Below are 19,684 nucleotides of genomic sequence, written 5' to 3'. Positions count from 1 at the left end.
TGCCAGTTATCAGTTCATGCCGCCGTGCCTTCGGACAAAGCCCTTCTCTCACGCGCTCAGTGCCCAGTGCTCCATGCTCTTTGCCTTCTCCCTGTCTACTGTCTTTTGTCTCCTTTCTCCTTGGCTCTTGGTGTTCTTTTAATAATGGGAATAACAGGATATAATCAGGACCGAATGATCGGTTACGGAATAAATCAGCCGATGTTCGCGATCAATCCGTCGACTCCAGTATCCTTTAAATTGATGTTTTAAAGCTTCCGGTTTTCCGATACCATCAAAAGGATGTCTTATAATATCCCGGATCAGGTCGCCAATCCGCAAGGCCACTTTGCGATCCAGTTCAATCCATTGCTGGTATTCCTTAAAAGCGGCAGGCACAAATTCAATGGTCCTCATAGCAGCTCGTCGGATTTTAACGAGATCTGTTGTTTTTTTGCTTCATATTCAGCAATTCGGTCTTGCAAGACCTGTGCGTAAACTGGATTACTTAAAATGTAATCGGTTTCGTCGGCTGGCTGAATGAAAATTTCGACCGTTTGATGCGGGAAAAGCTTCCTGATTCCTTCAATGAATTCGGGGGTCAGGGCATCCGTATTAATTTTTATTGTTGTTTCCATATCGAATCTTTTCTCTAAAGTTACACAAATTCCAGCTGACTGCTATTGGTTATCAGTTGAGAACTTTCAGTTGTCAGTTATTTAAAAAGCCCTAACTACCTGGGGTGCAAAGTGGCTGACCACAGCGTAGTGACAGGCTCCGTTCTCCGGTTTCCCTTCTTCTGCCTCCGTGTTACTCTGCGCATTTCCTCAGTGAACCTCTGTGGTTAAAAAACTCCAGAGAGCAGAGGGCATGGGGTTTGCTGCTGTGCCTTTAGAAGGTTCCTGAGTGCCTTCGTGCGTTTTCCGGTCTCCTGTCTACTCACTACTCGTGCTTTGGAAGCAGGGCTAGTCCCAATTTTCTGCTATTCCACGTGCGTAGCGCTTTCCCAGTTCAAGCATACCGAGGGTATTAAAATGAACCTTGTCGTTGGGATAGGGTGAGTTAGGCTCATCGCAGCGCAAAGGCAAATCATCCGTTTCAACCACGATGGCTCCCTCCAGCGACAAGGCATGTCCGGAGTGCTGGTCGATGTTTGCCTGAGCCTGGCGCACTTCTTCGCGTCCGGTAAAGCGCGGAAGAGGAACAGGGATCACATAGCCATACACAAAGAGCAGATCGGGGCAGTTAAACTGTTCCCGCATCCGCAGGATAAAATGACGAAAATTGGTGCCGTAAGCCAGCGAGTGTTCCATCCCGGCAATGTCGCGGGCATCACCCTCTCCCTGCTGCCAGGCCATAGCCCTTATGCGAGGCTGATAACCGGCATCCCTCAACTTTTGCATCCCAGCCTCCACCGTGTAGATGAACTTCCTAAATTCCTCCCCAAAACTGGCCGTATCAGCAGCATGAGCTCCCGGATTCCACTGCTGATACAAATTAGACCCTGACAGAGCATGTTTTATAATGGCAAATTGCTTTTCGGGATACAATTGATGAAGCTCGGTACCCATACTCAATTCGGCCCCAAACTTATCGGCTGTTTCCGATGCCTGACTTAAAGGCAACCAGGTCTCCGATGCGCCTTTTCCGCCCAAATATTTTGAATAATAAAACAACACGGTGGTATCGGGTTGAAAGTCGGCAGGAATGTTTTTCACATAGCCTTGCCCGGTGGCATTCGACTGTCCACCATACAGAATTACATCAACCACTTTGTTTTGCGCAATACTCGCAAAGGCAATAAAAAATGCAAAAACACTGATTACGATCTTCATAAAATCTTCTTCTAATTAATTATTTTTCCCTGGAAAAGGAAAAGCAGCATTCGTCCGTTTATCAACTGGTACTGTTGCTTCAACCGAGTACAAATAATTCCCTAGCCGCTTTTTCAAGTTGGCAACAATGGAAGGATGAACAGCTGCTAAATCCTCCTGCTCGCCAATATCATTCGGAATATTATACAACTCGGACGTCCCATCGATGTACCAATAAATCAGCTTCCAATCGCCCTTACGGATCACACTGTAAGGTTCAAAATCATAGTTATGCGGGAAATGCCAGACAAACTCCCTTTTCTTTAAGTTTACCTTCTTCTGTTTCAGTAAGGGGACAAAGCTTCTTCCATCAATCGGCTTGTTCTCCATCCGCTTAGGAAGCCCGGCCATTTCTAAAATAGAAGGGAAGAAATCTTCAATAATCAAAGGCTCATTACAAACACTTCCTGCTTTGGTAACACCATTCCAATAAACCAGCATGGGGTCGCGAATCCCTCCTTCGTAAGGGCTGACTTTGTGCCCTCGCAAAGGCTCATTCTGTGGGCATTGCGAAGGAGAGCCATTGTCGGACATGAAAATGATGATGGTATTTTGCTCGATTCCTAACTCATTCAATTTCGCCATGATATCACCCAGCGATTTATCCATACTTTCGATCATGGAAGCGTAAGTTGCCTCAAAATCAGTCAAGCCCCGGTCTTTGTACTTCTGGTAAAACCGCTTGTCTTTCTCCCAGGGAGCGTGAATAGCGTAGTGCGACATGTACAAATAAAACGGTTTCTCTTCCTCCACCGATTTTTCCATTTCTCCCAGGGCTTCCAATGTCAGAGCCTCTGTTATGTTGATATCCTGCCCGTGGTACTTCTCCAGTCCAGGGACATCCCAGATGTGGCCGCCATTGCGCCAGGCTGCACTAAAGTTATTTAAGCCCGAATACGAACCCGGGCCTCCGGCTGCATGACCGCCAATGTTTACATCGAAGCCCAGCTTCAGCGGATCCTCGCCCGGCGTACTTTTAGCTCCCCAGTGTGCTTTTCCTGCATGAATAGTCTTGTAACCCACTTCTTGCAAATACATAGGAAGCGTTTTGGCGACGTAGGTTTTCTCTACACCAGCAACCGCACTCAAGCCATTCAGGTTCCAGTCGGGAGTCCCCACTATTTCGTGCTTCTGATCGGGCGATTTTCCTTTCCGCAGGGTCCAGTTGGTTACGCCATGACGCGCTGCATTCATTCCGGTCATCAGGCTAACACGCGCCGGCGAACACAAGGGACAAGCGTAAGCCTGAGTGAATTTCATTCCCTTCTCGGCCAGCGTTTCCATGGCTGGTGTATGGTAGCGTTCATTCAACATGGTCTTTTCAGTCCAAAAAGGTACCGAGGTTTCCTGCCAGCCCATGTCGTCAACCAAAAAGAAAATGATGTTGGGTCTTTCGGTCTGTGCTTGTGCTGACCCCATCCCACTTTTAAGCAGAATGATCAGTAAAAGAAGATATTTTTTCATCTGTCTGGTTTTTGTATTTAGTCTATTCGACGTATTTCATGATATAGCTAGCCGGACTGTCGCCTCCAAAAAAATGGAAGCCGGAAGGTACATATAAATAGGCAGGCTTACCATCAATCATTAAGACCTGAGGACGCTCGAACTTAATGAGGTCACCAAAATAATGATTCGTCGCATGCTTTAGCTTCTCTTTCCCCAGGTATTTTTCAACCGGAAAAAATCCCTGTTCTTTGTCCGTAAAATGAATGCCATCTTCCGATTTCCAAAGAATACCACCACCTTTTTCAATCAACCCGTGATTATCGGTCGTTAGCAAACAAAATTGACCATTGAGCAGAAAGGCATAACCGTCTTCCACCGCCTGATTGTTTTGCGTTACCGGAAAAGGCAGCTGAACGTAAGGCCCTTCCAGCTTTTCGGCAATAGCCAGCCCCATCTTTCCTCCCTGCGATTTGAAATACAGAAAAAAGCCACCATCGGGATGTTGTAAAAAAGCAGGATTATTCACGCCATTGGTGGCCTGATAATTCCAGTAGTTTGGGTTGTCGGGTGGAGACAGGATCTTTCCGTCCCTACCAACCTTTGTCCAAGGGCCATACAAACTTTTGGAAACAGCCATTCCAATATGCTGGTTAGCCGGATGTGGAGGCTGATTGCCATTGTTGTTACCAATGTACAACAAGACATACTGCTCACCCACCTTATGAATAGCCGGATTGTGCACCGAGACATGATCCCAGGTATCGTCGGTGCTTGGAGCCAAGGCCAAGTCGGAGAAGCGGAAAGGCCCCTCGGGACCATCACCAACATAGTGGGCTATTTCGCCACAGGTACGCCACCCGGGCTCTACCTTATTGCCAGGCCAGCGGGCTGCAAACAAATGGACTTTCCCATCCTCATCCATTATCGGAGAAGTTCCCCAAGTGGTATAGCCGGGCTCTTCAACAGCAATACCAAGATATTGCCAATGATCGGCCAACGATTTTTCAGATGCTTCATTTTGAATATCACCAGCCATTACTTTGTAAGCCACAAAAATTCGTCTACCATGCTCAACTAAGCCAGCTGGAGTTAAATGGGTAGCATCGGCTTTGGGCAGACCATACATGGTGGTATAAATGATATTCTCATCCTCCTGAGCAAGCTTTTTTTGTGCCTCAACAACAACCGGACGATTTTGCACAAAACTATGCTGTTCATCCACTCCAAGGATTATTTTCAGTTCGGGTTTATGCAACACCGTGTTTCGTAAATCATTGATGACTTGTTTCAGGTTATGATAATAATCTGCCGCTGCTTGTTCATCTCCGGCATCCGACTCTCCCTGAATCCAGATGAAACCGCGAATAGTTACTTTATATCCAAGATCCTTTAGTTGCTGAATGGCCGGTTTTAAGTCTTTAACCATATTATCGTAAATACCTCCACCACCTGGCGCCTTCCAATCGCGGGCCAGTCCGGTTCCTCCCAAGCAGTATTTAAATATGCCAGGATTATAACCTGCTTTTTTCAGTTCACGGGCAAAGCTCACTTCAGGTCCGAAGTGACCCTCCGGAAATCTGCCTTTTTGAGGCTGCAAATTGATCCACTCACCGTCAGAGCTTTCGTGGTTCACAAAAGTCCAGTTTAAAAGAATTGAATCATCAAGTTCTTTCGCTTCTTCCGGGAAATAAGCAGCATCTCCCATCCATCCCTGAGCATTCGACTGGCCTGCCCAGATGAAGAGGTCAATGTTTCGTTGTGCCTTTGTTAGAAAAGGAAATATTAAAAAGGTAAGTAGAATTAATATTCGGTACATTTTCTTGTTTATTGGTTACTATATCCAGTTGTTTTGTATTGCTCCAGCAAATCGGTCAATTCATTTACTTTTTCAGGATTTTCGGCATATAAGTTTTTGCTTTCAGAAGGGTCGTTGGCCAGATTATAAAGCTGACCATCTGTTTCAACAGGAATTCCCTCTATTTTAAGACCTCTGCTGAATCCTCCGGAATCTTTTCCTATAATCAATTTCCAGTCACCCTTGCGAATGGCAAATGTTCCATTAATGGAATGATGAACGATTGCTTCCCTTACCGGCTTTTCGTTTCCAAAAAGAACAGGCGAAATATCATAGCTATCCTCCATCGTGCCAGCTCCCTTTGAAATATCCAAAACAGAGGCTACTGAAGAAATAATATCTGTTAAACAAACCACCTGATTACTGACAGTATTGCCTTTAATTTTGCCCGGCCAGCTAGCGATAAACGGTACGCGGTGACCACCTTCCCAAATGTCGGCTTTCATTCCTTTCCATGGCCGGCTTGGGTTGTGCCCATATTTTTTTACCGAGGCTATTTCACCCCCCATATTGGTCCCGTCTCTTTGCGGAGAGCCATTATCGGAAGTAAAAATAAGCAGGGTATTTTCAAGTTGTCCCGATTCTTTTAAAGCCGCTACAATCTGGCCAACTGCCCAATCTACTTCGTTTACAAAATCGCCATAAGGTCCAATTTCACTTTTGCCTTTAAAATCTTCGGTTGGTGCAATTGGTGTATGAGGTGCCGTTAAGGTAAAATACAAAAAGAATGGTTTTTCCGTTTTGGATTGATCCCCGATGTATTTCACTGCCCGTTTGGTAATCGTAGGCATTACTTGGGTCAAATCCCAATCTTCAGCCATTGGTCCAGGGGCACCGTACATATCGCCGGGTTTTATCATGTTAGGGATTTTAACCAGCTTATTGTTTTCGAAAAAAGTATAAGGCGCAAAGTTGGGCACATCATCGCCAAAATAATAATCAAATCCTGCTTCCAGAGGTCCTCCGCCTAAAGGTTTTGAAAAGTCGATTTTCTCCCAAAGCTGATTTCTTCCTTTCAAACTCCAATCACCAATGGCGATGGTATCATTCATATACCCTTCTCCTTGATTAGAAGGCCAACGCCAACCCAAATGCCACTTCCCGATACATGCTGTTTCATAGTTTTTGGCTTTGAGTATTTTGGGGAAAGTCAACCTATCAGCAGGAATTAAAGGTCTGTCCCACATCCAAAGTACACTTTGTTTTAACTCCGACCTCCATGCATATTGTCCGGTTAAAATACCGTAGCGGGTAGGTGTACAAACACTACTTGGGGTGTGAGCATCGGTAAAACGTATCCCTGCAGCGGCCAGATTATCGATGTTGGGTGTTGGTATTTTCGATTCGGAATTGTAAACCTGCGGATCGCCATAGCCCAAATCATCGGCCAGAATGATGACAATGTTGGGGTCTTTTTTTTCTTCATTACAGGAAGAAAAAGAAAGACCCATAATTGCTATAATTAATAAACTTACGAGTTTTTGTATTTTCATAATCCTATAAAATTATTCTTTCGCTTATATAAAGCTAAGTTCCACTTTAACTCGTTAAACTTATTTTTTCGCCTTCTTTCATTTCCAAAACAATCATCCCATCTTCTACCTGAACAGGATTTGTTCCGGACATCACATTTTCGGAAGCAAAGGGATTTTTCAATTTTAAAACTCCTCCTTTTTCTGATACGATATCAACAGAAACCATTTGCCCGTTTTTACGATTGGCTGAAATAAGGAAAGCTCCAACAGCACGTAATTTATCGAACGAAACATCTTCCCAATCGTTCGGAATTGCCGGGAAAATATTTACTACCCCGGTGTGGCTTTGAATCAACATTTCGTGAATACCCGATGCAAAGGCAAAGTTCCCTTCGAGCGTAAACGGACGGTATGTAAATCCGGATTTCCCGGACTTGGACTGATCACCATTCGCATGAAAGGTGTTTCGCAAGCAAAAGCAATTGGCAAAGTCGCGCAATGCCGATGCAGCACCTTCTCCGTTAAATGCTCTTGCCTGAAGGTTGCCCAGCCAGCTGTACGAATATCCACACCAGGCTCCGGGGCCTACTTCGAGCAACTTATCAATGGTTGCCTGGATAATTTTTTGATCCTCTTTGCCATTGCTCCAGTCGATCAGACCGAAAGGATGAAAGGCCATTAAATGTGAAAAATGACGATGAGAACTTTCGTAGTTAAAGCCTTTGGCAAAAGCAAGTCCTCCCTCCGGATCCAGCTCATAAGGGGGTAATTCGCTCCGCAACGATTGCCAATGATCAGCTTCCTGCTTTAGTCCCAAAGCATCAGCCATTTCTGCAGCGGCCATAAAAGCAAAATTGACCATTGTCAGGTCGTAGTTGGTATACGTGTGAAACCAAGCTTGCAAACTGTTATTGAAAATCTCAGGGCTTGAACATAAAGGTAACACGCGCTTACCATCTTTTAACTCTGACAATTCTTCCAAATGAACAGCTACATCTTTCACATACGGATATCCCCGTTCTTTTAGAAATTCCTGATCGGCTGAGTATTTCCAGTGCAGGTAAAAGTGTTGTGCCAGCCAGGCCGATACTGTAGGTGAAAACGAGTATTGAATCCAGCCCCCCATCGGTTGCCCGGTTAGTGTGGCAACTCCAGGCACATTCAATCCATTGGTTCCGTAAAACGTTTTGGTGTACTTTTTATTCACTTCCCGCTGGTTCCACAGGGTGTGTAAATAGCCATATCCCTCTTCGAGGCGGTTCCCGGCATAAGTAGGCCAGGCACTTAATTGTGTATTTAAATCGTGGTGGTAATCACCTTTCCATGGTGGCATTTTACCATTGTCGGCAGTCCACACCGACTGCAGAGAAATAGGATACGAGTCTTCGCGTGTAGCCGACCCAAATTTATACATCTCGTTGTAATACTGCTTTTGTAGCACACTGTCGGGCAGGCTTACCGATGATTTGGCCCAGTAAGTGTTCCACCACTCCATATGCTCCCCATAGTGTTTTTCAATTCCTTCGCCCAGCATATTATCGACTAACTCACTCGCTTTTTCTTCAACCAAGGAAGAAGTTACCGACCAAACACCGATGAGATCAGTGCCTCTCTTTTCCCACTTAATTGCCACATCGTAATAAAAATCGCCCCATCCCTTTTGGTGATAAACAATTTTATTGGGCTCCTGTTTCACAGGCCCCTGCTCGTAGCCCAGGCGAGTTAACGACAAGCCCGAGACCGGGTCTCCATCTTTTATCATCTCACCACGATTATATACCGGTGGAACTAATACCGGAAGAAAGGACTCTGTGGCATTTTCAACAACAAACCATCCCACAGGCCGGGTGGCATGTACAAAGGTTTTCATCGATACCCCGTTTTTCCATTTCACCTGGCACAAGGCATTTTTTAAATATAGCCGGATGCTTTCCACCTCACCCATCCCTGCAAGATTGAACTCCATGCCCGCCCCGGGAATTTTAGAAGGTGCGGGATCACGATCATACGGACGATCAAACATATCCTGTACCGGTTTATAATCGTTTTTCATCACCTGATTATAAACCCATTCGAATGAAAAGTTTTCACCCCATATATTTTCCGTCGGACGAAGATCCCACAAGTCCACCCGGTCGAGCGAAATCCGCAGCGACGAATCTTTTTGCCAAACCAATGCTCCAACAGTTGCATTGCCCAAGGGCATTCCTTCATCCCAGGTGGTGGCAAGGTCATTAAATGTAAGGTCATAATTCTCAGGATTTACTGTCAACTCATTCTGATTGCAGGATGATAAACCGACAATTGAGATTATCAACAGTAAGATTACAGTTAGGTGTTTCATCGTATTTATTGATTTTTGGTTTTAGCTATTTCTGATAGTGAGTATTCTCAAATGGCATTTGTGCATTTACTTCTTTTCTCCATGAATAAAGTAACGCTTTTAATTCCTTTGTTTTATTCGGATATTTCTCTGACAAATCGTTTTTTTCGCTGATATCGTTTTTTACATCATACAACTCTACCTGCGTGTCTTCATAAAATTCGATCAATTTATAGTCTCCCAGCCTAACAGCACCTGATGGCCGACCTCCAAGACCGCCGCTGTAATGCGGATAGTGCCAAAAAACAGGCCGCTCCTCTATTTGTTTCTCTTCCAAAAGTGGTTTAATACTGATTCCATCCTGGTGTTGATTGGGAAGTAACTCCAGCCCGGCCAGATCAAGCAGCGTCGGATAATAATCGGTACCAGTTACCGGTATACTACAAACACTTCCGGCTTTCACTTTTCCGGGCCAGCGAATGATCAACGGTTCACGTATCCCGCCTTCGTACAAATACCCTTTTCCCGCCCGCAATGGCAAATTAGAGGTTGGAATATTGCCGGTTTGATTGCTGGTCGCCATTCCTCCATTATCAGAAGTAAAAACGACAATTGTATTTTTGTCGATTCCCATTTCTTTAAGCGACTGAAGGACACGCCCTACATTTTCGTCCATGCTTTCAACCATGGCCGCGTAATGTGGCCTATTCTGATGTTTTTTATACCACGTTTTTCCCTCTTTGGAAAACTCTTCCCCCGCGTAATTCATCGAAGCCAGTTTCTCCTGGTATTTTTTCACTTTCGCAGGCTTCCCTTGCATGGGCAAATGCACCGTATAAAAAGAGAGATAGGCAAAAAAAGGATCTTCTTTGTTCTGTTTCATGAAGTTGATGACCTCATCGGCAAGCCTGTCGGTAAGGTATTCTCCTTCATATCCATCAGTTAGCTGAGGATTCTTGTAGGGTGAGAAATATCCTCCGGCGGGATGACCTGTTTTATTTCCTCCGATATTGATATCAAATCCCTGGTGCTGGGGGTAATATTCTTCTTCCTCTCCGGCATGCCATTTCCCTGCAAACATGGTTTTATACCCTGCATCTTTTAATGCTTCAGCAATAGAATATTCTTCCAAATCGAGCTGAAGCTTAAACGGATGCGAAGCCAGCTTCTGATCCTTATGCGGCCCCCAATGTCGGTTTCCTGGGATATAATCGGTCAGGTTTAAGCGGGCCGGATATTTACCGCTCATAATGGCAGCCCTCGACGGTGAACAAACCGGGCAGGCAGCGTAAGCATCGGTAAAAACCATCCCTTCCGAAGCCAATCTGTCAATATTAGGTGTTTCGTAGAATGTACTGCCGGTATATCCCAAATCGGACCATCCGAGGTCATCAACCAAGATGAAAATGATATTGGGTCTATCTTTCTGTTCAACATTGACACAGCCAGAAACTGCCAATACACAGCTAATTATATAAACAGCAAAAAACTTCAAGTTCATCATATTTCTATGTATTCCGAGTGAATGATCGTTAATCTTTTATTTTGTCATACACCAAACGGGCAATAGCACGATATCCATCTTTGTTTGGGTGTACACCATCTTTTTCGGTAAATAGTTCCGGCTTGTGCTTAAGTGGAGTATTCAAGTCAATAAAACCAACATTCTTCTCTTTAGCCACCTTTTTAATAGTGCTGATTAATTCCTGAAGGCGTGGTTTACGCACCGTTAAACCTTCGATACGTTCAGGACTTAATCCGGGAGTTTCCAACACCATGGGCGAAGGAGCACATATCGAAATTTGCGGTTTCGACGGTAACGTTTTTAAAGTATCGATGAGGTCGCGATAATCACCCGCATATTCATCCTTGTATTCCCAGCACTTCCGGTCACCACAGGTTCCCATTCCACAGGTATCGTTTGTTCCCAGGCTAATAATTACCACATCAGGATTTGCAGCTCTTATTTTGGCAAGCTGGTTCCATACTGTTGGCCGTCCTTTTCGGATAAGCGTACAACTTCCAACTCCAAAATTCGCGACTTCATAGTTATCCCCAAGCAACAGTTGCAACTGAGCCGGGTACGAATCTTTTTCCCTGTCTTCGAGGCGGGCTCCGTAAGTAATACTATCGCCAATACAGGCCACTTTAATTTTTTCCTTTTTCGCACCCAGTCCCTCACCGATAACAGGGAGTAAGACCAGGCATACTAGTAAGGTAACAAAAACCGGAGGACGAATAGTTATATCCATAATAGTTATAGTCAGTTACTCAATGTTCATATTAAGTTGTATCCGCTGATAGTTTGTTCATCTGTAATCAGCATATAATTAGACGATCATTATTTCAGTCCGATAAGAATTATGCGTTAACTCGAAAAACACCTCATTCCTTATTTTCATCGAGTTCAATTTTCCAATTATCCGTCCGAAAGCATGATGCCGGTAATCCAGCTCTATTATAAAGATTGGGTTCGGCACTATTGCCCCAAGCAAAACGCACTGCTATTGGATTTATAATCTTGCTATTCCATACTCTGACCGTGTTACCTTCAATTCTGGTTTGGGCTTCCATGAAAATTTTGTCAGGTCCGCAAATTTCAAAATGGGTCAGCTCATCCCCCTTTTTCATCAGACCATTATCGGCATAATCAAAATAGACCACCATTTCTTTTCCCTCACGTTTTCCTTCGCGGTATACTGGTCCGGAAAAAGCAATATCAGTAAAGTCATAATTTTTAGCCAAGGCCCAGTTGGCAAGCCTTTTCCCGACATCTTGCTTATTTTGCGGATGAATATTATTGATATCGCCGATGTCGCTTACAACAACCATCCCGGTATTTGGAACTTTTTTAAATGTCTTTAGCTGAGCCTCCCTCATTAAAACACCTGCTTCTTTTTCTTTGTAATTAAAGGGTGCAATCTGAACAAGGTAAAATGGAAAATCAGATCCCCACTCCTCTCTCCAATTTCGAATTAGCGATTCCAAAATTCCGGGATATGAATCTGGGTCGAGCCTGTTAGCCTCTCCCTGATACCAGATAGCACCGGCTATTTCAAACGGGATTAAGGGAGCAATCATCGCATTATACATATAACCTGGCTGAGAGGAATGCCATTTATTTTCGGTGAAATGCTCTTTTAAATCTACAAAGTCAGAATCGTTAATTAAACTTTTGGCATTTAACCAAACCTCTGCACGAGTACCTCCCCAACTGGCATTTATCAATCCAATCGGGACATTCAGTTCCTTGTGAAGTTTCCTCCCAAAAAAATACGCCACAGCACTGAAATCCTTCATTGTTTCAGGCTTGCACGCTGTCCACTGCCCCGGAGTATCGTCCTGAGGGTTTGGCGATTGGTGTTTGGGAACTTGAAACAGATGGATATTCGGATAATTCGCCTGATCTATTTCGTCCTGTGCGTTGTTAATTCCACTTGATGCCGACCACTCCATGTTTGATTGCCCCGAAGCAATCCAAACTTCACCAATCAATACATTCGATAAGGTAATCGTTTCGTGTCCTTCAATCGTTACAGAGTAGGGTCCTCCCGCCTCAGGAGTAGTCAGCTGAACAGACCATTTCCCCTGATAGGCATCTTGGGTTACTGCCACACCATTCCAACTCCCTGTTACAGTAATTGGTTCGATGGTTTTGGAAGACCACCCCCAAATGGTAACAACTGAATTCCGCTGCAAAACCATATTATCGGAAATAACCGAAGGCAACCATATTTTAGCGAAACAGTTTTGTGCTAAAATTATGAAAGCAAAAAACAGGGCGGACACCAATAAAAATTTCTTCATAATTGTAAATTAATTCACCTTAAAAACTTGAATGTTCTGAATTTGTGGTTCTCCTTTCGATTCCAAAATACTTAAACGCACCGACGAAACTTCCATTGTATCAAAACGATGAATAAATTTATGCCCGATGCATGAACCTTCGAAAATCGTCTGCCAACCTTTGTTTGTTCTGCCTTCAAGAACAAATTTTCTTACCCGTTCGCCTTTGGTAATATCCTCCATTAAAACCACCTCGTTGATTTTTTGCTTCCCGGGAAGTTTAAGCATTATTTTTTCACCACTTCCTGAAGTTGCAGCTATCGGATTTGAAAACCTTCGTTTTATTTCTTCCCCGAATTCTTTCAATCTTTTCACATCCGGTGCAGGCATTAGCCCTTCGGGATTGGGAGTGAGGCCAAGGATAAGTGACGTATTATGTCCCACTGAGTTGTAGTACATATTCATCAAATTTTCAAGTGGGAAAATATGCTCCTCATCTCCCGGTTCCCAGAACCACTCGTGACGACCATTGTACCCGCGCAGGGGGGCATCGCTCATGGCGGGCATGTAGTATTTACCGTCCGGATCGCCTTCTTTTAATAGCTGAAAATTATTTTTTAGAACGACTTCCTGATTCGTTGAGTGTGAATATGGAAACGGGTAAGTTCCCCAACTGGGATAGGGAACCGTACCACTTTCGCTGCCTCCCCAACGGATATCGGCACGTTGTGTATTGTGGTAAAAAATGCAGTTCGATTGGTGTTCCTCAAAAACACCCAATACATCGGGACCTCCTTTCTCCGGACCATGTGCTCCGCCATCGAACCAAACAATAGCTAGGTCGCCATAGCGCGACATCAGTTCCTCAGTCATACCTTCACACATACGGTTATAATGTTGTTGCCGGTTCTCAGCAAATTTTCCCTCACCATCGACCATAAAATCATAAACACCGTAAAAGGAATTCCAGCGAATACCAATATAAATACCAGGTTTAACGCCATATTTCCGGCACGATTCCACAAAATCTCTTACAATATCGCCTTTCCCATCACGCCACTTTACAGCTTTCAAACAGTAAGGATTTACATCGCTCTGATAAAGGGCAAACCCGGTTTCATGGGTAGCGGTAAGTATGGCAATTTTGCAACCGGCATCTTTAGCTGCTTTTATCCATTGGTCAGTATCTAAATCTTTGGGATTGAAAATATTAATATCCTCAACCGGTGTGATTCTGTTTTTCTGCTGATTATATTTCTCACCATCAAACACATGCAAGTCGTAATGAAATACAGCAACCAGCTCAGCATTTTGCCAAGTTAGCTGGGCTTCTGTGGGAATAGGTAAATTTACATCATCCTGAGCTTTTGCATATCCCAGAATAGCTAGTATTAACAAAAACGTTACTTGTAACTTCTTCCTCATTTTCTTATAATTATTGATTAGTCTATTTCTTCCTCGCGGTACTGGTATATTTGGTTTTTATCTCGAAATTAATTCAAATCGTGTCAGGTAGCATTCATGTTTGTTGGGAACCATGGATATACCCCATTTTAATCCTTCTCCAACAACAACAGGATCCGTTAAATCAGGACGAAAAGCGCCTGGCGCAACGGCACGTTCTTCTACTTTTGCATCAAGTTTGTCTGACATAAAATCAACACCGTCAGGGGCGTATTCAAATGTTTGTGATAAAGAAGCGAAGGCTCCAACTCCTGTGCCTTGTGGCCAAATTAATACCTCATGACTTCTTTCGAGTATTTCTTTTCCGAATTTCGTGTAAGGGCCTTCAGGATATTTTGAAAAGGCAACCCCCATACATGTATGTGCTGGTCCTCCGTGTCCGCTTGTCAACGAACGGCCTTTATAATACATCCAATATAATCCATTCCGATAAAGCAAAGAGGCATCATCAACCCGGTAACTGTCAAACTTTTCGGGCTCTACACTTACTTTTAGTATTGGTTCTCCGCTAATCCTTTCAAAAGGCCCAGTTGGTGAATCGGATACAGCTAGGCCAATAGCGGTAATATCAGTTATATTATTGTTCTCAAATTCACCCTCGGCATTTCCAGGTGTTGGCTTTACCCCCGTGTAATACAAGTAGTATTTACCATTGGCATAAAGAATGTTTGGGGTAAAAACAGCTTGTGAATCCCATCTGCCCTTTTCGCCTACATCCAGCATTTCACCAACTTCGGTCCAGGAGAAACCTTCATCTTCCGATTTAGCACACCAAACACTTGCTCCCCAATATCCGGCTCCCCAATATTTTGGTTCAGCATTAGGTATTTTGGTATAATACACATAGTATGTTTGGCCTACTTTTATTACATCACTCGGATCGCGGCGTGTACAGCCCTCTTCGTAGCCTATTCCACTTACTTCATCGAAACTAAATTCTGTATTTGAAAGTTTCTCCTTCATTGAATTAATATCCTGACCTGATGAAGGAAATGAATATAAAAGGCCAAGACCAACGACTATTCTAATTACTATTTTTTTCATCTTTCTCATTTACAATAATCTAGATCCATCAACCTTCAACATTATACACGGTAAATTCTTTAATTTGCGGGTCGCCCTTCGATTCCAAAATTTGCAGACGTATTTTAGATAAATCGACCGCATCAAACCGGTGAATAAATTTATGCCCGATACAAGAGCCTTCGAAGATCGTTTGCCAGCCTTCTTTCGTTTTTCCTTCCAGTACAAATTCCCGTATACGCTCTCCTTTGGCAATGTCTTCCATTAAAACAAGCTGATTTACCTTTTGCATTTTAGGAAGTTTCAAAACTAGTTTTTCTCCTGTTCCGGATGTGGTGGCAACCGGACTTGAGAACCTTCTTTTTATTTCATCTCCGAATTCTTTCAGGCGTTTCACATCGAACTCGGGCATTAAGCCATCCGGGTTAGGCGTTACCCCCAAAATCAGACTGGTGTTATGACCAACTGATTTGTAATATTTTTCAATCAATGTCTCCAACGGGAAAATGATATGATCGCGGTTGGGTTCCCAAAACCAATCGTGCCCTCCATTGCCTCTTAAAGGAGCATCGCTCATAGCAGGCATGAAATACTTGCCATCCGGGATACCGGTTTTTAAAAGCTGAAAATTGTTAGCATGAATCTCCTTTTTGGCAGACTCTCCCGCTCCAGTGGAAGGATACGGAAATGTGCTCCAGCAAGGATACGGAACCGTTCCGCTTTCGCTGCCTCCCCAGCGCATGTCGGCTCGTTGCAGGTTGTGGTAAAACAGACAATTGGGCTGGTATTTTTCGAAAGCCGATAACACATCGGGGCCACCCTGTTCCGGACCATGAGCACCTCCATCAAACCAAACCATCGCCCAGTCGCCATAGTTGGTAAAGATCTCTTCCACTATATTCTCAATCATGAGATTATAGTGCTGTTGACGATTCTCTGCAAACTGGTTGTTGCCATTCACCTTAAAATCATAGACGCCGTAAAAAGAATTCCAGCGGGTACCGATATAAACACCGGGTAAAATTCCATACTTTTCGCATGAAGCTTTAAAATCGCGCAAAATATCGCCTTTACCATCCTGCCACTTTAAGGCTTTCATACAGTAGGGGGTGGCATCGCTCTGATGGAAAAAGAATCCGGTCTCGTGGCTCACCGTAAAAATGGCCATTTTAAACCCACCATCTTTCAACGATTTAATCCACTGATCCATGTCGTAGTTTTGCGGATTGAAGGCATTATAATCCTTTACAGGAGTAATACGCGCTTCTTTTTGCACATAAAACTCGCCATCGAAAACATGCATATCCCAACACACCAGAGCAGCCAGCTCAGCATTTTGCCACTGAAGCTGGGCAGGAGTTGGAAGCGGAAGCTGTTCTTGAGAAAAGCTGAATTTTGCAAAACAAACAAGTGTAAGAATAAATAGTATTGTATAGTTTTTTTGATTCATTTTTATTGTTTTCTATTGGTTTTCATCCAGTAATAACAATTAAGATTATTGCCCCGTATTATCACAATAAGCACAAACCTACAGATATCACTCTGCTATAGAAATAGACAATTTCTGAAAAAACATGGACAATCTTATTGCTTGCAAATGCTTATCTTTCGTTTGTCCAAAATCTATCTATTTTTTTTCTCTTGAAGAACAAAAGCCCGGAACCAAAATCAGTTGACACTTTATACTAATAAAAAATGTCCAAGGTTGTACCGTCCAGCCAATCGTCGATATTTCTCAATCCTATTCCTTTACCTCCTAACATTTAGAGGATTGTGACCAGTTCGGGTCTGTCTCTCCAAAGCTCCCTGTACAAAAGGAGAATAACAACTAGAAATGAAAGATTTATTCTTTTCATTCTACTTCCATTATGAGGTCAAAACTAAATATTGACAAATTAGAAGGAATACCCAAAACGATTGATCTCCCAAGTTAAATACTAATTCAGCACAAGAATAATGTATTCTAAAGGTCACTCGATACAATATCCCCCCCTAAACAGAATTCTTCATGATAAAAAACTTACCCCATGCAAGAAAACATGGAGTAAGTTTATTTTTGTAAGGCTTAATCTATAAATCTCGAGATTTAGAATTAGTGTACAATCTTTATCGTCCAATCATGAGTTGTACCATCTGCAGAAACGAGTTTATATACAAATTCCTTTGCAGATAAATCGTGTAAAATGCCAGCAACTGGAGAACTCCCCACAGGCTCCACGCGAACACTTTGATGGTAAACTACGATACCAGCCCTGGTAATATCCTGATCTTCTGGCACTGTAACCGTGGCTACAAAATTATCGTTATCAATTGTTGCACTTCCAGATGATATGAATATCCTTTTACGAGCAGGCGTTAAAGTGCCATTTTCATAGTATTCCTGAAGTTCGTGCTCATCAACTTGTAACGTAAATATGTTCACATTTGTGATAAAAGCAGTGTCTCCCCATTGTCCCTCATCAAAATCGATTCTGGGTTCACAAGAAAGTAGAAGTCCCACAAAAACAATGATGGATAGATATAAAATATTCTTTTTCATATTGTAAACTTTTAAATTATCAATTACGATTTAGAACCAACCGGGATTTTGTTTTAATTCAACACCGGCATCTTCCATATACAAATCAATCTCATTTTTAGGAATAGGTGCTAAATATGCACGACCAGGTTCAACAAAGTAGCCTTCTCCTGTGGCTTTAAAATCAGGATTCACATAAAATGGATTTAAAAATCCATCACTGAAAATATCATAATCTTCTCCTAATGTCAAAGCATAATTTTTAGCATCGTTTTCATTAAAACCATCGGCCATTAGTTGTTCCTGGTCATTAAAATAATCAACAAACTCCTGGGCGTGCGCTCCTCTCGGTTTCCACCCATTTATCACTTTATGAAAAACAGCCCATCTTTTTAAGTCTCGCTCGCGGTGTCCTTCAAAAGCAAGTTCAGATAAACGCTCACGCCTAATTTCATTGACAATATTTGACTCAGATGGGTCAAATCCATTTTGCGAAGAATAAGATATGGACCAAGATTGAACAGCTGCTAGATTCATAGGCACCATTCCTACTCTTTCACGAAGAATATTAAGCGTTTTATCTAAATCGGCTTGATTGATCGTACCTAATATTGCTTTTGCCTCTGCCAATGCCAGTAAGCCTTCGGCATAACGGATTAATACATCATCGACTGAACCATTTCTCCATTCATTGGCATCAAAAATAGCTCCCTTCCAAAAACGGAGGCCAGTTGATGCATAATTATAGGTGAAAACATTACTAATTGTCGGATATCTCGAAGGTAAAGCTTGCGGCTCAAAACCCGCTATTTGATTTTGAGGCCCCCGATCCGGAGTCCATATCGATTGCCTAAATCGAGGTTCAAGGTTTTCACCTAAATTATTTAGACTTGTATAATCGATTGGTAAAGATGATAATTCTTGTGGAACTCCGTTTTTATCAAGATAATTTTCCACCAGTTGCATTGTTGGAGACTGTGTACTTTCAACAACTTTGTCGTAAAAATTATGTCCTACAATTTCATTGACGTCGTAAACGCGGTACAGAAAAACGCCCTCTGAAGCAGAAGCGTCCTGTTGAGAGAACAGCTGATTATATGCCTCATTAAACGGACCGCCCCTGGTAAACAATGTACTTCCCTGGTGATCAATTAACGGCAGCATTGCAGGTTCCACCATTTGTAAGAACTCACTACCATCTTTTCCATCCACTGCAAAGGGTGTATTTTGTGCTCCGTGGTAGCGTTCCCAGCTACCTTCAAACAAAGCTACTCTGGCTTTCAAGACTATTGCTGCTTCTTTATTTACCCTTCCTGATTGTGAGAAATTTGAATTTTTCCAGCCCATTTTTGCAATCGCACTATCCAGATCTTGAAGAATAAATTTTGCTACATCGTATCTGGAATCTCTTTTTTTGTATAATGTTTCGCTATCGGTCTCCAGTATTTCAGTGTATATTGGAACATCACCATACCGCTCCAACATATTAGAATAGACCCATGCACGGAAGAAGTACGCTTCACCTACGTATTGATCGACTTCGGTGTCTCTCTCGACGCGGCTTGAGTTCTCTATCAAATAATTTATTTGTCGGATCCAGGTAAAGCTACCGTTCCAGGTTCCGTCTGTTGCTGGTGCCTGGCCACTACTCCCTTTTTGCGACAATGCGCCCGATGGTCCTGTAGCGACTTGGATATCGGTATTCGCGTCAAGGTTTTGATTATTCGCATTACCTCCTTGTTGAAAATGATATCTTGGAAAAAGTCTGTAAAAGCCATTGACCATTACTTTCAAATCGTTTGCTGAAGTAAAGAATGTAGCATCGGTCATCTCATCAAGTGGATATCTTTCCAGAAAATCCTCCTGACAGCTATTAAAGGAGATTCCTAATACGATAAGAAATATCGAAATATATTTTAGTCTTGATTTCATATCTTTAAT

The 19,684-nt window shown here is 43.0% G+C and carries 15 protein-coding genes; all 15 read right to left on the bottom strand.

Features of this window, described 5'->3' with window-relative positions; genetic code table 11:
- Nucleotides 1-138: 138 nt before the first annotated feature.
- Complete coding sequence (locus ACUNWA_RS00155; RefSeq protein WP_445589845.1) at nt 139-396, bottom strand: Txe/YoeB family addiction module toxin; 258 nt, start codon at nt 394-396, stop codon at nt 139-141.
- Entirely contained in the window at nt 393-617 is a 225-nt protein-coding gene (locus ACUNWA_RS00150; RefSeq protein ID WP_445589844.1) for a hypothetical protein, read from the bottom strand. Before ACUNWA_RS00150 ends, ACUNWA_RS00155 begins: the two co-directional genes overlap by 4 nt.
- A gap of 327 nt (nt 618-944) precedes the next feature.
- Nucleotides 945-1,814: a sialate O-acetylesterase gene (locus ACUNWA_RS00145; protein ID WP_445589843.1), complete on the bottom strand. Its 870-nt coding sequence runs from the start codon at nt 1,812-1,814 to the stop codon at nt 945-947.
- A gap of 15 nt (nt 1,815-1,829) precedes the next feature.
- A complete protein-coding gene (locus ACUNWA_RS00140; RefSeq protein ID WP_445589842.1) occupies nt 1,830-3,317 on the bottom strand; it encodes a sulfatase in 1,488 nt (495 codons plus the stop codon).
- Nucleotides 3,318-3,339: 22 nt separating this feature from the next.
- A complete protein-coding gene (locus ACUNWA_RS00135) occupies nt 3,340-5,115 on the bottom strand; it encodes a sialate O-acetylesterase (RefSeq protein WP_445589841.1) in 1,776 nt (591 codons plus the stop codon).
- Between the two features lie 8 nt (nt 5,116-5,123).
- The gene (locus ACUNWA_RS00130) at nt 5,124-6,647 is read right to left on the bottom strand and encodes a sulfatase family protein (protein ID WP_445589840.1); all 1,524 of its coding nucleotides are present in this window, start codon (nt 6,645-6,647) and stop codon (nt 5,124-5,126) included.
- 46 nt (nt 6,648-6,693) lie between these two features.
- Nucleotides 6,694-8,973 (bottom strand): glycosyl hydrolase family 95 catalytic domain-containing protein, encoded by a 2,280-nt coding sequence (locus ACUNWA_RS00125; protein WP_445589839.1) that lies wholly within the window; start codon nt 8,971-8,973, stop codon nt 6,694-6,696.
- Nucleotides 8,974-8,998: 25 nt separating this feature from the next.
- Entirely contained in the window at nt 8,999-10,456 is a 1,458-nt protein-coding gene (locus ACUNWA_RS00120; protein ID WP_445589838.1) for a sulfatase, read from the bottom strand.
- A gap of 28 nt (nt 10,457-10,484) precedes the next feature.
- Nucleotides 10,485-11,204, bottom strand: a complete 720-nt coding sequence (locus ACUNWA_RS00115) for a DUF459 domain-containing protein (protein ID WP_445589837.1) — start codon at nt 11,202-11,204, stop codon at nt 10,485-10,487.
- A 133-nt stretch (nt 11,205-11,337) separates the two neighbouring features.
- A complete protein-coding gene (locus ACUNWA_RS00110; protein ID WP_445589836.1) occupies nt 11,338-12,759 on the bottom strand; it encodes a sialate O-acetylesterase in 1,422 nt (473 codons plus the stop codon).
- A gap of 9 nt (nt 12,760-12,768) precedes the next feature.
- Entirely contained in the window at nt 12,769-14,163 is a 1,395-nt protein-coding gene (locus ACUNWA_RS00105) for an alpha-L-fucosidase (RefSeq protein ID WP_445589835.1), read from the bottom strand.
- 57 nt (nt 14,164-14,220) lie between these two features.
- A complete protein-coding gene (locus tag ACUNWA_RS00100; protein WP_445589834.1) occupies nt 14,221-15,246 on the bottom strand; it encodes a family 43 glycosylhydrolase in 1,026 nt (341 codons plus the stop codon).
- Between the two features lie 28 nt (nt 15,247-15,274).
- Nucleotides 15,275-16,675, bottom strand: coding sequence for an alpha-L-fucosidase (locus ACUNWA_RS00095; protein ID WP_445589833.1), 1,401 nt, complete (start codon nt 16,673-16,675; stop codon nt 15,275-15,277).
- Nucleotides 16,676-17,317: 642 nt separating this feature from the next.
- The gene (locus ACUNWA_RS00090) at nt 17,318-17,764 is read right to left on the bottom strand and encodes a DUF5018-related domain-containing protein (RefSeq protein WP_445589832.1); all 447 of its coding nucleotides are present in this window, start codon (nt 17,762-17,764) and stop codon (nt 17,318-17,320) included.
- Between the two features lie 30 nt (nt 17,765-17,794).
- The gene (locus tag ACUNWA_RS00085) at nt 17,795-19,675 is read right to left on the bottom strand and encodes a RagB/SusD family nutrient uptake outer membrane protein (protein ID WP_445589831.1); all 1,881 of its coding nucleotides are present in this window, start codon (nt 19,673-19,675) and stop codon (nt 17,795-17,797) included.
- Nucleotides 19,676-19,684 lie beyond the last annotated feature (9 nt).

This window comes from Sunxiuqinia sp. sy24, assembly GCF_052677165.1.
Note: the sequence above shows the minus strand (reverse complement) of the source record. Positions and strands in the feature narration are given on the sequence as shown.